Below are 13,617 nucleotides of genomic sequence, written 5' to 3' on the forward strand. Positions count from 1 at the left end.
TTATCATTCCAAACTATTATTGAGAAAGGGGAAGTTTAACTCAGATGCAGCCAATCAACAGCTTTCCTCCCGTTGAGCCCAGCCACTGCCAAGTCTTGATTCTGGGTTCCATGCCTGGCAAGGCCTCCTTGCAGGCAACCCGCTACTACGCTCATCCACGTAATACTTTTTGGCCGATCATGGCGGAGCTTCTGGAATTTTGTCCAAGCCTGGATTACAAGGCACGCTTGAAGGCTTTAACAGACCAGGGAATAGGCCTTTGGGATGTGATGCACAGCTGTGTGCGCTCTTCCAGCCTGGATGCAGATATTTTGGAAGCCTCAATCGAGGCCAATGATTTTATTGGTTGGTTTCAGCGCCATCCAGAAACCCAGGCTATTTTCTGCAATGGCGGCAAAGCCTGGCAAAGTTATCGCAAATATGTGCAGCCTGATTTGCCGACAGCTCACCGCCAGCTACCAGTTATTCAGCTTCCTTCAACCAGCCCCGCCCACGCCAGACAAGGCTTTACTGAAAAACTTAGCAGCTGGCGACAACTGCTCGACTATTTGGATCACTAAAACTTGTAACGCCTAACCAGCTCATCCAACTGGTTGGCAAGCCCAGTCAGCTTTTGTGTTGTGCTACTGGCCTGACGCGTTCCTTGAGCCGTCTGTTCAGTAATGGCCACTATCTGGTGAACGTTTTGGTTAATCGTTTCTGAAACACTGGTTTGCTCTTCAGCGGCACTAGCAATCTGCGCATTCATATTGTTGATGGTATTTACAGCCTGCCCAATACTGACTAAAGCCTCGTTAACCAAGCGAGCTTCTTCAGTGGTTGCTTTGCTTCGCTCACTAATCGAGCCAATTACTGTGACTGCTTTTTGGGCTCTCTGCTGCAGGCTTTCGATCATTCTCTGTATTTCTTCAGTGCTTTCTTGGGTGCGACTAGCCAGGGTTCGAACTTCATCAGCAACCACTGCAAAACCGCGTCCCGCATCTCCTGCTCGCGCAGCCTCTATAGCTGCATTCAAGGCCAGCAAATTGGTCTGTTCGGCAATTCCTCGAATAACATCCAAAACGCCTCCAATATTTTCAGAGTCCTTGCCCAGCTCTTCAATAACACTAACACCCTGGCCTACCTGCTCTGAAAGGCCACCAATGACCTGAATGGCCTGTTTGAGAACACCCTGAGCATCAGTAACCTGGCCTTCAGCCTGGTTAGCTGCATCCGAAGCTTCACTGGCACTGCCCGCGACTTCCTGGGCAGCGGCTGTCATTTCATTCATAGCAGTAGCTACCTGGTCACTTTCTTCCTGCTGGCGAGCAACACCCGTTTCAGCTTCCTGCATAATCTTATCCAGTTGAATAACAGATTGATTAAGCGTTGATGTAGAACCATGCACCTGCTCTACCAGGTCGCGCACCTGATCGGCAAAGGTATTAAAAGCCCTGGCAAGTTGACTTAGTTCGTCTTTACCACTGACTTCAAGTCGTTTGGTGAGATCTCCATCACCACTGGCAATACCATTCATGGCTGCAACTGCTGATTTCAGGGGACGAATAATACTTTTCACAACCAGTAATGAAAGGAAGGTAATCCCAGCCAAAACCACAATAGAAGTCACCAGAGAACCCAAAATAGCCTCCTGCAGAGAAGCAGCCACCTGGGCATCCATCGCTTCAATTTTGTTTTCCAGGCCATCAATCCAAAAGCCCGTACCTAGGATAACCCCCCAGGAATCCAACATTTCTGCATAACCCAGTTTGGGTTCAATAGTATCCGTATCCAGGTTTTCCCAGCTGTAGGCAACAAAATCACCACCGGACTGAGCAGCCTCAATTAATTCACGAATCAGGTAGCTACCTTCAGGATCACGAAAATCCAAGAGGTTGCGGCCTTCAAGCGATTGATTAACACCGTGCATTTCATTAACGCCCTGGGTGTCATAAACAAAGAAGTAGCCTTCGCTACCCGCATCATCAAAACGCAGTTGTCTGAGAATCTCATAGGCCTCTTCGCGCAAGGTAGTATTCGTAGCGGAACCCGGCTGTTCGTAAAGATGCTGAATGGCAGTTCTGGCCAACTCCAGATAATTTCTCAATTCAGCACGCTTTTCCCTTTCCATTTCCTCAGCAAACTCAGCAACCGCTTCTTCGCCTATTGCTCGTGCTTGAAAAAGGTTATAACTGGTTAATACCAAAGTCATTAAGAGCAAAGGTACTAAAGTGAGCAGCAAAACTCTTACCTGGATAGTGAGGCCTTTCATCAAGTTCACCTTTTATATAGTTTTAGAAAGAGCTTAGCAGCCCTCCGAATTTTTACTAAGTGCTCTTAAGAATTTGAGCGCAAACTAAAACCCCATTGCTGCCTGAATACACTAGCTGAATGTATGCAAAATATACTTACTAGAGGGGTTGGTAGATGGGTGACCGATATGATCCCAAGACTAGAGCAAGTCTAGCTAAAGCACATTGCACAGTCTTACAAGATAAAGGCCCACTGGAGTCAGTGGGCCTTTATCAATAAAAGCTCTTTGGATCAGGGCATACCTCTAAGTACAGGTGCAGCCCTAATTTTTCATAGGCTCAGCTTAGGCAAGCAGGTTGTACAAGAAGACACCAGCAATACCCAAGGGAGTCACATATCTCAGCACAAACAAGAAGAGGTCGCGTGTACTTCCTTGCAAGGCCAATTCCTGATCCAGGGTTTCACGGCGCAGTGCCCAGCCAGCAAAGAGTGCAATCGCTAGGCCACCCAAAGGCATCATCAAATTGGAAACCATAAAGTCAAAGATGCCAAAGATATTGCGGCCATCAAAGCCTGGAATAAAGGCCAGTGGATGAACGTCTGCCCAGATGTTGAACGACAACACCGTGCCGATACCTACAAACCAAATGGTTACACCACCCAGTAAAGCACCTTTTAAACGACTGATGCCTTTACGCTCTTCCAGCCACTCAACCACAGGTTCCAGCATGGAAATGGCTGAAGTAACTGCGGCCATGGCCAAGAGAATAAAGAAGAGGGTGCCAAAGAAGCCACCACCCGCCATTTGACCAAAGGCCAAGGGCAGTGTCTGGAAGATCAAGCCTGGACCTTCACCCGCTTGCAAGCCTTCTGCAAAGACCACCGGAAAGATCGCCAAACCAGCCAAAAGGGCAACGACCACATCCAAAAGGGCAATGGTTAAGGCGGTTTTAGGAATGTTGACGCCATCTGGCAGGTAAGAACCATAGGCCATCATGACACCAATACCAATACTCAGGGTAAAGGCAGCATGTCCCAGGGCAACCAGTACACCTTCAGCGGTTAAACTGGAAAAATCAGGCATGAAAAGGAAGGCAACACCACGGCCAAATTCACCTGTTGTCATGGCATAGCCAACCAGCACCAGCAAAAGCACAAACAACAAAGGCATTAACCAGGTAATGGCCTTTTCCAAACCTTCACGCACACCCCGGGCCACGATGAAAACCACCAAGACCATAAACAGACTGTGCCAGAAAAGCATGGCACCTGGGCTGGACAGAAGACCACCAAAGAGGGCACCTATGGCATCCGTATCAGCACCGAGGAATTCACCGCTCGCCGCATGGCCTACATAAACCAGTGACCAGCCACCGATAACCGCATAAAAGGAAAGCACCAGAAAGGAAGCGATCACACCATTCCAGCCGATTAACCGCCACCAGGAGGAAGCTCCCTCACTGGCTGTCAGTTTTTGCATGGTGCCTACAGGGCTTTGACGGCCACGGCGACCCAGCATCGTTTCAGCAATCAGTACAGGGATACCAATCAACAGAATACAGGCCAAATAGACCAATACAAAAGCGCCTCCACCATTTTCACCGGTAATATAGGGAAACTTCCAAATATTACCCAGACCCACAGCGGAACCTGTGGCGGCAAGAATGAAGGCAAAACGCGATGACCATAGCGGATGGGCGTTACTGCTACTACTCATCATTAGACTCCCGAGTTTTATTTTTATAAAAGGGTCTTGCAGCTTCCCCGTAGAGAAGCTGAAGAAAGGGTTTATGAAAAAGCGGAAAACTTATCAGTGGCGATCCTTCAACCTTTCAAAATGCTGGCAATGCCATCACAGACATAATCCAGATTATGAGCAGACAAGCCCGCAAGATTGATACGCGAAGACTCCACCATATAAATGCTGAAATCCTTGCGTAGCTGATTCACTTGCTCTGGGCTAATACCCAGGAAGGAAAACATTCCCTGCTGACGTTCAATAAAGCTAAAGTCCCTATCCACACCTCGCGCCTTCAGCCCTTGATTAAGCTGCAAACGCAGGGTTTGAATCCGTTTACGCATCGCATTCAACTCACTTTGCCAAAGCTCGGCCAGCTGACTATTCATCAGAATAGTTTCGACAACTGAAGCGCCGTGGGCGGGAGGCATGGAATAGTGAGAACGGATTCGGGTGAAAAGCTCACTGGCGGTCGCCGGTGTCTGTTCAGCTTTTGCTGAAAGCAGCATCAAAGCCCCGGTGCGCTCACGATACAGCCCAAAGTTCTTGGAACAAGAGGTTGCCAGCAGGGCTTCAGGTACGGCATTGAACAGATAGCGAACACCCAGGGCATCTTCATTCAAACCCTGACCCAAACCCTGGTAAGCCATGTCGACAAAAGGCACAACGCCTTTATCCAGACAGAACTCGGTGATTTCCTGCCATTGTTTGCTGTTTAAATCAGCCCCACTGGGGTTATGACAGCAACCATGCAATAAGACCAGGTCACCTGCCCTAGCTGATTTCTTCAGGGTTTCCATCATGGCATCAAAACGCACGCCACCCGTCTGTTGATCATAATAGGGGTAGGTTTCCAAAGGCAGTCCAGCACCACCAAGCAAGGGCACATGGTTAGCCCAGGTAGGATCAGAAACCCAAACCCGAGCCGTTGGCTGACAGCTTTTGATAAATTCCGCAGCCATACGCAAGGCACCGCAGCCCCCTGGTGTTTGAGCAACAGCCAAACGCTCTTTAAGCTTGGTTGCCAGGCCATTTCCCAGAACCAACTGAGTGATTTGGTCATTAAAAAGCGGCGATCCTGGAGGACCAATATAGCTTTTGGTCAGCTCAGATTCAACCAGAATACGTTGTGCCCGATCGACTGCCTGCATCAGGGGCGTATGCCCCTGCTCATCCTTATAAACACCAACACCCAGATCAACTTTTTGAGGATGGCTGTCTTCCCTGAACTCCTGCATCAAACGCAGAATGGGATCAGCGGGCTTGGCTTTTAAGTGTTCAAACATGCTTATCTCCTTTAGGCAGCGACCGCCAGAGTTTTGGGCTTGCCGGACTTAAACTCTTCCAACAACTGCTGTTTACGTTTTTCGGCCTTCTCTGCGGCTTCTTCTCGCACTGGACCAAAACCGCGCACTTCTTCTGGCAAACGGGCAAGAGCAACCGCTGTTTGCAGGTTTTCTGCTTTAAGATCGGCCAACAGCTGATCAATCAGAGTTTCATAGTCAGCCAAGAGCTGACGGTCCAATTTACGATCTTCACTGAAACGGAAAGGGTCGAAGGCTGTATTACGCAGGCCGCGCATTTTGGCCAGAAGTTTCATGGCTTTTAGCATCCAGGGGCCGAACTGTTTTTTCTTGGGCCGGCCACTGCGATCTTTCTTGCCATTTAACAAAGGTGGTGCCAGATTAAAGTTAAGCTTGAAGTCACCGCTAAAGGTTTCTTCAACCTGTTTAAGGAAATCGGTTTCCGTAAACAGACGGGCCACTTCATACTCATCCTTGTAAGCCATCAAGCGAAACAACTGCTGCGCAACCGCCTCACTCAAGGTGCTGTCACTGCTCAATTGCGCTTCAGCCTTACGCACTTCCGCTACTTTCAATAGGTAGCGCTCAGCCCAATCCTTATTCTGATACTGCTCAAGATAGCGCGCATGACGCCCCAAGACCTCATCCAGGGAAGCTGTGTCTGGGAGAGGACGCTGATCCAGTTGTTGCTGAACATACTCAGGTTCAACGGCTGCCATACGACCCCAGGCAAAGGCCTGCTTGTTCTTATCCACGGCGACACCATTCAATTCCAGGGCCTTCATCAAGGCTGCTTTGGACAAAGGCAAGAGACCTTTTTGCCAAGCAAAGCCTAGAATCATGACATTGGAAAAGACGCTATCACCCAACAATTGCTCAGCCATCAGGTTGGCGTTGAATTCTGAAAAATTCGCTTCACCCACTGCATCTTTCAACAGTTGTAGGCGCTTGGCCGCCGTCATATCGGCATCCCGATAGAGCACATAGTCAGCAGTTGGTAGCTCAGCCTGGTTAGCAACAATTCGGGTATGCCCCTTATGCAGCACATTCAAAGCTTTTTGCGAACTGGCAACCACCAGATCACAGGCAATCACCGCATCAGCCTGACCTTCCTCAATACGCACTTGATTAAGTGCTTCGGGCGCTCCAGCCAAGCGAACATAACTCAGTACAGTGCCGCCTTTTTGAGCAAAGCCCATAAAGTCCAACACGCTGGCACCTTTAGACTCCAAGTGGGCAGCCATGGTAATCATCTGACCAACAGTAATTACACCAGTACCACCTACACCACCGACCAATAGATCGTAGGTGCCATCGATTTCCGGAAACTGAGGTTCAGCCAGTTTTTCTACTCGCTGCCAGAAGGCAGTACCCGCTTCTATACCCTTGGGTTTGCGTAGCTCGCCGCCTTCAATAGTGACGAAACTAGGGCAAAAGCCGCTGACACAAGAGAAGTCCTTGTTACAAGAAGACTGGTCGATTTTGCGTTTGCGACCCAGTTCAGTTTCCTTGGGCACCACTGAAAGACAGTTGGATTGCACAGAACAATCACCACAGCCTTCGCAAACGTGATGATTGATAAATACCCTCTTGGCCGGATCAGGGAAGGTGCCACGCTTGCGACGGCGACGCTTCTCAGCCGCACAGGTTTGATCGTAAATCAGGACTGTACAGCCAGGAATTTCGCGGAGTTCACGCTGCACCTTATCCAGTTCATCACGATGATAAAAAGTGACACCCCGCGGAAACTCACTTTCATGACCCCGGTATTTTTCTGGCTCGTCGCTGAGCACCACAACCTTCTTAACACCCTCATCATGCGACTGACGAGCAATCATGGGTACAGTAATCTGGCCGTCAACCGGCTGACCACCCGTCATGGCTACCGCATCATTGAAGAGGATTTTGTAGGTAATATTGACACCCGCTGCCACGGCCTGACGCACCGCCATGGAGCCCGAATGGAACCAGGTGCCTTCACCCAGATTCTGGAAAACATGCTGGTTGCCGATATAACGGCTTTTACCCACCCAGTTCACCCCTTCGCCACCCATTTGAATCAAGGATTCGGTACTGCGGCCCATCCAGGAAGCCATAAAGTGGCAACCAATACCGGCCAGTGCCTTACTGCCTTCTGGCACCTTGGTGGACGAGTTGTGAGGACAACCTGAACAGAAGTATGGCAAGCGACGAACACCGCCAGGATCTTGCAAGCCTGCTGCCTGACAAGAAATTGCAGCCAGTTCTTGAGTGAGGTCAAGATTAAAAAAGCGCTTCAAACGAGCCACTAGGTAACCGGCCAATAGTTTGGGGCTTAGCTCTCCGACATAAGGAATCAACGGTTGGCCCACTTCATCCTGTTTACCGGTCACCAAAACCTCACCTGGATGATCAGGTTCCGACATGTATTCCTTGATCTGGCTTTCGATAATGCCGCGCTTTTCTTCAATCACCAGAATTTCCTGCTTTCCATGCACGAAATCCAGGATGCCCTTGCGATTCAGCGGCCAGACCATCCCTACCTTGTAGATCTCGACACCCAGTTCACGCAAGCGCTTTTCATCCAGACCCAGGAGACGCAGGGCTTCCAGCAAATCCAGATGGCCTTTGCCGGTGGTCACAAGACCAAAGCGAGCCTCAGGGTTGGCATAAAAGAGTTTGTCGATGGGGTTGGCGCGGGCAAAAGCCTGAACCGCAGCCAACTTATGCTCAATACGGGTTTCCAACTGGGGCCCGGGCAGATCAGGCCAGCGATAATGCAGCCCCCCTTCGGGCGGCGTGAAGTCTTCGGGGGTTTTATATTCAGGGAGAGGTTTTACTTCCAGGGAAGCCGCACTTTCCACGGTTTCGGAAACAGCTTTAAAGCCAACCCAGCAACCCGAAAAGCGTGACAGGGCATAACCCCAGAGACCAAACTCTTCATACTCAGCTAGGTTAGCCGGATTGATTACAGGCATAAACCAGGACATAAAAGCCACATCCGACTGGTGCGGCATCGAAGAAGAGACACAGCCATGATCATCCCCGGCTACTACCAGGACACCGCCATGAGGTGAGCTTCCATAGGCATTACCATGTTTTAATGCATCACCTGAGCGATCCACACCAGGACCCTTGCCATACCAAAGCCCAAAAACACCTTCCACTTCCTTGTCAGCATCCGTTTCTACCTGCTGAGTGCCCAGCAACATAGTTGCTGCCAGGTCTTCGTTAATAGCAGGAACGAAACTGATCTTATGGCTATCCAAAGCTTTTTTGGCTTGCCACATGGCCTGATCCACACCACCCACCGGGGAGCCCCGATAGCCGGTTACCAGACCTGCCGTGTTATAACCCAGTTTTTGATCCAGTTCAGCCTGGCGCAGAGCAATACGCACCAGTGCCTGAGTACCCGTAACAAAAACTCGTCCCTGAGAACGGGAGTACCTATCATCCAATTGATATTCGTCCAAACGTGCGGGGGCTTGAGTAGCCATAGCGAAACCTCATCTAAGCAAGTTTGTTGTAGTTGTCTTGCTGTTAAGTTTAGTCATCGCCCGGCTAAAAGTGCTTGCTAAATTGACCCAAATCAAGGAAATGTTTGCAATTCTGTTTCATTAAAATTAATTTTAAGAAAAGAAATTCCCAAACACCCGCTAAGCACACAATGAGAACAAAAATGACCGAAGACCAACTCGACAAATTTGATCAGCGCATCCTTGCCGAACTCCAACAAGATGGCCGCTTGAAAAACCAAGAACTGGCTGAATGTATCGGCCTCTCCCCTGCTGCCTGTTGGCGACGCGTCAAAACCCTTGAAGAAGCTGGTGTTATAAAGAACTTCACCGCCCTGGTCGATCCCCAGAAAGTCGGCCAGCCCCTGTGTGTGCTGGTGATGATCACTCTGTTAAGACACTCCATCGACAACACTCTGGAGTTTGAAGAGAAGATTCTGCGCTATCCAGAAGTACTGCAATGCTACTCAACAACAGGCAACTCAGACTTTGTTCTGCGTGTGGTGATCGAAGATATGGCCGCCTACGACCGTTTTCTCAATGAAAAGATCTTTACCCTGCAGGGCATCTCCCAGGTCAATTCCAACTTTGCCCTGAGAGAAATCAAAAATGAAACCGCTATTCCTATCAAAGCGTTTCCCGTGACAGAAAAGCCGGGTTGAACCAGCGCTCCGGAATTTCAACCGGCTCAGATGAGTGGTAAAGAATCACCGTGCGTTCATCCTGTTGAATGCGATCCTGCAATTCCATACCCGAGATCACTGTTTGCCCCTGCCTTTCCTCCAGCAAGAACTCAGCTTCACGCGCCAAGCGGCCCGACTGAAGATAAAAAGCCGCCTCCTGTGGGTGCAGATTTGCTGCATCCACAAGTAGCTCAACTTTTGCGTAGGTTACTCCAGAACGCGCTGCCTCCAGTTGTAGCTGCAGTTGTTCGCCTTTCCGGTCTTCTGAGATAACGGTATAATCATCCTTCCAGCGCAAGGAAGACAGATCACCACTGGAGGCTTCACCCAGCAGCTTTTGCATTGGGGTGATACGCAAGGGGCGCCGACTGGAAGGCATAAACAGCCAATACTGATCATCCAGCATCAACATCTTCTGACCCGCCTCGGACGGGCTGCGAAACAGCACCAGAGAGCGCCGCTCAGAGCCTACATAGACCTCATAATCGCGCTGCGAATCCAGCTCCCCCTTTTTGTAAAGGCGAATTTCTGTGATGACTTTGACTGCCTGATCACTGGAGCCCAGACGCAGCTGATCCATTTTTGCCAACACCGGATGCGCTTGCAGCCCGGAACTGAATAGCAAAAGAAACATTAGGGATAGCAGAAACCTAAACATGATTGAGTGCCTCGACAATGGGTTTATTGATGCCCTTGAGCGTAGCCAGGCCCGCAGCCAGGGCGGCAAAAACCACCACAGCCAAACTGCTTAACCCAGCCATAAGTGGTGACCAGTAGATATACAAAGGGTAACCCTCGGTTTGCCCAGGCGGCGGTGGCATCTGTACATCCGAAAAATACAGCGCCCCACTCAGGCCGGCGGCCAGCAACAGGCCCAGCAAACTTCCCAACAAGGCAATCAGCAAAGCTTCCTGAACAAAAAGCCCCAGAATCTCCCGGCGACGAGTTCCCAGTGCAGCCAGGGTGCCCAGCTCCCGGGTTCGCTCCATCACACTCATGGATGCGGTATTGAAGATGGCAAAGCCCACCATCACCAACAGAATCACACCCATTACCCCAAAAATACGGTTATAGAGATCCCTCACACTGTGATAAAAGGTGGCTCTTTCATGCCAGGCTGTCACACCCAGTTCAGGATATTCTTCACTCAGCTGTTGATAATAGGCCACATCCTGCTGTGAGGAATAAAGGTAGACACCCAACTGACTCACCTGGTCGCTGACCAGCAGCTCCTGAGCAGAATCCAGGTGTACCATTAGCAGCCTGGCATCCATCTCAGGAATTCCGGTACTCACGATGCCTCGAACATCCACATCCAGGGCATTGAGAACCCCTTCGGTTGTAGTACCCAGAAGCGTCAAACCATCACCGGGTTCAACTTGCAGGGATTGAGCCAGACGCTTACCCAGAAGCACTTCAGGAAAGGCGGTCGGATCGAGCTGAGGGCTCAACCAGCGGCCCTGCTTGAGTTGAACGCCCTGCCCCTGAATCTGAAAGCGCTCCGGCTCGACTCCCCGCCCCATGAAGATGGTTGATTTTTCACCATTACTGACCAGTCCCTCAAAATTGATTCTGGCCAGAACTCGGCGAACCCCCGAATCTGCCTGGAGCTGTTGCTGTAAATCTTTCACGCCAGACAGGCCCAATTCCAGGGGGCGGTTTTCTTCGCGTTGAAAATACTCGGGATGACTGAGAATCACCTGCCCTTCTTCACGCATGCTGGCTTCTTTCAGGGATTCATAGGTATAAAGTGCAAAGCCACTTAAAGCCATCAGGCCAAACACGGCAACCGCAATTAGCAACAAAGTGGCCAGGGTACGCCGCCGGTTACGCCCCAGGTTTTTCCAGGCCAGAAACAACCATTTCATTGCACACCTCCCTGCAGAACACCCTGCTGCAGTTGATAAATGGAATCACACCAGGGCTTCAAACGATCATCATGGGTGGCAATCACCAGTGCACAGCCATATTCGCGGCCCAACTTTTTCATTAAATCCGCTACCACCAGAGCTGTTTCCTCATCCAGGCTGGCCGTGGGCTCATCGGCTACCAAAAGTTGCGGCTTTTTAACCAGAGCCCTGGCAATGGCCACGCGCTGACGCTGCCCGCCAGACAGGGCATCCGGCAGCTGATTGGCAAACTCTGCCACCTCCACTTCCTCCAGCACCGTCTGCACCGCTTTTTTAATCTCGGATCGGGAGTCACCCCTTAACCAGAGGGGGTAAGCTACATTGTCTGCGGCACTCATCACGGGAATCAGATTAAAGCTCTGAAAAACAAATCCAATGCTGCGACGCCGCAATTGAGTTAGCTTCGCCTTTGCAGAAAAATCCACTGGCTGGCCTTCCCACAACATCTCGCCGCTATCAGGCCGGTCGATCAGGCCGCAAATGTTCAAAAGCGTACTCTTACCACTCCCGGAAGGGCCGATCAGGCCGGTCATTTCGCCCTGATGGAGCTGCAGATCAATTCCGGTTAATACCGCTTGCGGTTGTTTTCCAATACGATAGCTTTTATGCAACTGCTGCAGGGTGATTAAACTCATGGCTTAACCTCCTTCATTCAATTAAGTGCAGTTGCAAGATAAAAGCTGCCTGGTGAGCTGTCAGAAGCAAGTGACCAGTGGTTTTATTTGACGATAAACGGTAACCACTTATCTGCTGATAGAACCTTTTATCGCATTAGCCAGCAGCCAAGAGCTTCCGGATTTAGCCTGACCCCAAGCTTTTTGATTCAAGGGGACAGCTAATGAATTATTTACTTTTGGTTTACCTCCACCTGGCCAGTGTCCTGCCTGCTTTTGTTTTGGGCACCTGGCTTCTGCTTGCCCGCAAAGGAACCTGGCTGCACAAGCTACTCGGACGCTTCTATCTGGTATTAATGCTAATCACTGCGCTGATTACCCTATTAATGCCAGCCCAGGTTGGCCCGACCCTTCTTGGGCACTTTGGGTGGCTGCATCTTTTAAGTCTGCTGGTTCTTTACTCGGGACCCGTTGCTTATTTTGCCGCTCAGCGAGGTGACGTGAAGGAGCACGCTCTGAATATGCTGGCTCTTTATATCGGTGGGATCATCATTGCAGGCAGTTTTGCATTGATGCCTGGGCGCTTACTGCATAGCTGGTTATTTTGAGAGGTGGCCCCATGCGTTGGAAACTTCTGCTATTAGTGCTCACTTCCGCTTTTGTCTCTTCCGAACTGAAAGCAGCGGATCAGGCTTTACAGTGGCGACTGGAAAGTCAATTCAGCGGTCACTACTATCAATGGGGTGCCAGCCTGCTACCCGAAGATCAGCAGCCTGCCAGCCGTCAGGAATCCGGGTATCTGCGCACTAGTCTGAAACAATCCGGCTGGTTTGCTGATCTCTGGTTGGCTCAGAACACCGACCCGGAAGAAGAAGATAAAAGCTGGCACCCTGAGATTGATGAGCTTTATTATGATTTCACTCTGGAAGGTTCCATGTCAGCCTTGGAAATAACCCTGGGCGCCAAAAGCCTGCACTGGGATTATGGCTTCTTGGCATTGCCCTTGAACTGGCTCGGGCCTGAAAATGACCGAAGCAACACCCGGCACCAGGCTGACCCTATGCTTCTGGCTGAAAGTTATCAGGGAATGACCGTCTATCAAGGGGCCTGTGCCTGGGTTGAGGCAGATGAGACAAGCGAACAGCGTGAAGAACTTTGCTTGCTACGCAGCCAGGGTTTTATAGGCAAGGGCGAATGGCAACTGCTGGCTGGCTATCAGCAGGACTGGCTGGCCGGTTTGGGACTGGCCTGGACCCTGACACCGGCAGTAGCTGGCTATGCCTCGGCAAGCTGGAAGGAACAAGAGGAAGAATCGCTGGAGGCTCTGGTTGGTATCAGCTGGGCCAATGCCCAAGGCCTGGAAGTGCGCAGTGAATACTTCTGGGGCAGCACCGATGCGGCCCTGTTGCGCTTGAGCTGGAGCCCTGATGATTGGACCTGGATCGCGGGTATCAACTATCAGGATCTGGAAGACCCTTTACTCATCTCTGAGTTGGGACTTCACTATCAGCTCAGCAGCGAAGTACTAATGGAGTTGAACTATTTCAGCTATCATCCGGATGGGCGACCCGGTGCGACCGAGCTGGATCAGGAAATCAATCTGCGCCTGACTTATACCACCTCAGGCCAGTTCAACTAGAAG

Annotated in this window: 11 protein-coding genes; 4 read left to right on the top strand and 7 right to left on the bottom strand. The window is 50.5% G+C overall.

The features are described 5' to 3' along the window. Nucleotides 1-44: 44 nt before the first annotated feature. Nucleotides 45-560 carry a DNA-deoxyinosine glycosylase gene (locus BM185_RS04105; protein WP_091959611.1) on the top strand — a complete coding sequence of 172 codons (516 nt, stop codon included), beginning with the start codon at nucleotides 45-47 and terminating at the stop codon, nucleotides 558-560. On the opposite strand, the gene BM185_RS04110 is transcribed toward BM185_RS04105, so the two are convergent. The 4 genes from BM185_RS04110 to BM185_RS04125 form a co-directional block, all read right to left on the bottom strand. Then, nucleotides 557-2,251 carry a methyl-accepting chemotaxis protein gene (locus tag BM185_RS04110; RefSeq protein WP_091959613.1) on the bottom strand — a complete coding sequence of 565 codons (1,695 nt, stop codon included), beginning with the start codon at nucleotides 2,249-2,251 and terminating at the stop codon, nucleotides 557-559. The two genes, BM185_RS04105 and BM185_RS04110, sit on opposite strands and share 4 nt — an antisense overlap. A 324-nt stretch (nucleotides 2,252-2,575) precedes the next feature. Beyond that, nucleotides 2,576-3,952: a sodium-dependent transporter gene (locus tag BM185_RS04115; RefSeq protein ID WP_091959616.1), complete on the bottom strand. Its 1,377-nt coding sequence runs from the start codon at nucleotides 3,950-3,952 to the stop codon at nucleotides 2,576-2,578. A 104-nt stretch (nucleotides 3,953-4,056) separates the two neighbouring features. Then, complete coding sequence (locus tag BM185_RS04120) at nucleotides 4,057-5,256, bottom strand: amino acid aminotransferase (protein WP_091959619.1); 1,200 nt, start codon at nucleotides 5,254-5,256, stop codon at nucleotides 4,057-4,059. A gap of 11 nt (nucleotides 5,257-5,267) precedes the next feature. Continuing rightward, nucleotides 5,268-8,750 carry an indolepyruvate ferredoxin oxidoreductase family protein gene (locus tag BM185_RS04125; RefSeq protein WP_091959622.1) on the bottom strand — a complete coding sequence of 1,161 codons (3,483 nt, stop codon included), beginning with the start codon at nucleotides 8,748-8,750 and terminating at the stop codon, nucleotides 5,268-5,270. Nucleotides 8,751-8,932: 182 nt separating this feature from the next. On the opposite strand from BM185_RS04125, the gene BM185_RS04130 reads away from it, so the two are divergent. Beyond that, the gene (locus BM185_RS04130; protein WP_091959625.1) at nucleotides 8,933-9,430 is read left to right on the top strand and encodes an Lrp/AsnC family transcriptional regulator; all 498 of its coding nucleotides are present in this window, start codon (nucleotides 8,933-8,935) and stop codon (nucleotides 9,428-9,430) included. Here BM185_RS04130 and BM185_RS04135 read toward each other — a convergent pair. The 3 genes from BM185_RS04135 to BM185_RS04145 are packed head-to-tail and all read right to left on the bottom strand — an operon-like array spanning nucleotide 9,396 to nucleotide 11,996. Next, the gene (locus tag BM185_RS04135) at nucleotides 9,396-10,109 is read right to left on the bottom strand and encodes an outer membrane lipoprotein-sorting protein (protein ID WP_091959628.1); all 714 of its coding nucleotides are present in this window, start codon (nucleotides 10,107-10,109) and stop codon (nucleotides 9,396-9,398) included. The genes BM185_RS04130 and BM185_RS04135 overlap by 35 nt on opposite strands. Beyond that, nucleotides 10,102-11,319, bottom strand: coding sequence for an ABC transporter permease (locus tag BM185_RS04140; RefSeq protein WP_091959631.1), 1,218 nt, complete (start codon nucleotides 11,317-11,319; stop codon nucleotides 10,102-10,104). Before BM185_RS04140 ends, BM185_RS04135 begins: the two co-directional genes overlap by 8 nt. Continuing rightward, the gene (locus BM185_RS04145; protein WP_091959634.1) at nucleotides 11,316-11,996 is read right to left on the bottom strand and encodes an ABC transporter ATP-binding protein; all 681 of its coding nucleotides are present in this window, start codon (nucleotides 11,994-11,996) and stop codon (nucleotides 11,316-11,318) included. The genes BM185_RS04140 and BM185_RS04145 overlap by 4 nt, the downstream gene beginning before the upstream one ends. A 203-nt stretch (nucleotides 11,997-12,199) precedes the next feature. Here BM185_RS04145 and BM185_RS04150 point away from each other — a divergent pair, with 203 nt between their 5' ends. Together BM185_RS04150 and BM185_RS04155 are read left to right on the top strand one after the other, a co-directional pair. Beyond that, a complete protein-coding gene (locus BM185_RS04150; protein ID WP_091959637.1) occupies nucleotides 12,200-12,583 on the top strand; it encodes a DUF2306 domain-containing protein in 384 nt (127 codons plus the stop codon). 11 nt (nucleotides 12,584-12,594) lie between these two features. Beyond that, on the top strand, nucleotides 12,595-13,614 hold the full coding sequence (locus tag BM185_RS04155; protein WP_091959639.1) for a hypothetical protein: 1,020 nt from the start codon (nucleotides 12,595-12,597) through the stop codon (nucleotides 13,612-13,614). Nucleotides 13,615-13,617: the final 3 nt, after the last annotated feature.

It is taken from the genome of Marinospirillum celere (assembly GCF_900112235.1).
Lineage (GTDB): Bacteria > Pseudomonadota > Gammaproteobacteria > Pseudomonadales > Halomonadaceae > Marinospirillum > Marinospirillum celere.